We start from the raw sequence: 1,328 nt of genomic DNA, 5'->3' as shown, positions 1-1,328 counted from the left end.
TAGCATTTATATCAGCTCCTGTGATAGTGATGTCTTCATTAGTGATAATGTTTAAATTTTTAGCTTGTAGGTTTGAGCTTATGCTTTTGGTGGATGAGATGTTGTTTGTAGTATATAATATGGGATTGTTTATGAAATTTGCAAAGATATATTGAGAAAGAGTTAAGCTTGATAATACAAAAAGCATTATAAGTTGTTTTATAAATTTCATTAATCTTTGCTTCTTTTTATAAAATTTATTTTAGTTTTTCTCAACTATTATTTTTACCCCTTTTGGTGTAGGTTTGGCTTGTGGGTTATTATATAGTATATTGCAATATTTATTGTGACATTTTATAACACCTTTTTTATTATTTTTTATAGCATTTGAACATTTTGGACACATTATGTAATCTTCTCCAATATCTATCCCATACTCTAAATTTGGCAACTGAAATTCAGAAAATATTCTTATAAAACTTTCTTCGTTTAATTCTAAATTTGCATATAAACCACAAGCTCTTGCCATCATATCATGTGCATCATTGCATTTTTCCAAACCATAACATTCAGCAATATCTTCACAAAAACTTTCATAATTGATTTCTTTTGGTGCAATTGATATATATTTTATTTGTTTTATCTCATCAAAATTTGCATTAGAATATATATTTTTTTCAAACATTTCAATACTCCAATTTTTTATATCATTATCTACAATATCAAGCAAATCAGACAAATAGGGATATGCTAAATAGATATCGCCATAATTAAAATATTTTTGCAAATAAAATTCTATTTTATCGCTAATCTCTATACAAAGCACATTATAAATGCTATCCTTATTTAAGTCTGTATTAGTAATATTTGGTTTTAACCTTACTTTCATTTAACACCTTTTTAAATTTTGTTTTATAATCCATATCATAATAAACTTTTTTTGTGACTGAGTTATAATAATAATGCAAAGCTCTATTGTCACCAGGCAATCTTAATTCATACTTGCCCCAATCTTTTATTTTACTATTATCTTTTATAAGTTCTTGTATTAACTCTTTATTGCCAAGTTTATCTCCTATAATAATAAGTTTTCCTTGTTTTATAAATTCTGGTTTTATGGTATTGTCTTTATTGAATATCGCAGAATATTCTGCTTTTTTTAAATCCGCTTTTCATTTCTCATAATTAGCGACATTTACAGCACTATCTTTATCTTTTATCTTTGATGTGCTTATCTCATTCCCACTCTTTACAAATTCCCCATCCACCTTATCTAACTTTTTGGCACTCTTTATAATACCATAAGCTCCACCAAGCATTATTTCAACGCTAAAATCAGCCGATAAGTC

At 26.6% G+C, this 1,328-nt stretch carries 2 protein-coding genes; both read right to left on the bottom strand.

Annotation, left to right across the window (positions count from 1 at the left end; all coding sequences use genetic code 11):
* Window positions 1–211 (bottom strand): hypothetical protein (locus LQU93_RS09850; protein ID WP_229933712.1); only part of this gene is annotated, 211 nt, incomplete at its 3' end.
* A gap of 30 nt (window positions 212–241) precedes the next feature.
* On the bottom strand, window positions 242–868 hold the full coding sequence (locus LQU93_RS09845; RefSeq protein WP_229933711.1) for a hypothetical protein: 627 nt from the start codon (window positions 866–868) through the stop codon (window positions 242–244).
* Between the last annotated feature and the right edge of the window lie 460 nt (window positions 869–1,328).

The organism is Campylobacter majalis (assembly GCF_905120465.1).
In the GTDB taxonomy this organism is placed as follows: Bacteria; Campylobacterota; Campylobacteria; order Campylobacterales; family Campylobacteraceae; genus Campylobacter_A; species Campylobacter_A majalis.
The sequence above is the reverse complement of the archived record's forward strand: the minus strand, read 5'-3'. Positions and strand labels throughout refer to the sequence as shown.

Bases quoted from the DNA above. Each gene is read 5' to 3' on its own strand.
- LQU93_RS09845 (WP_229933711.1), bottom strand. From the start codon at position 868: ATGAAAGTAAGGTTAAAACCAAATATTACTAATACAGACTTAAATAAG.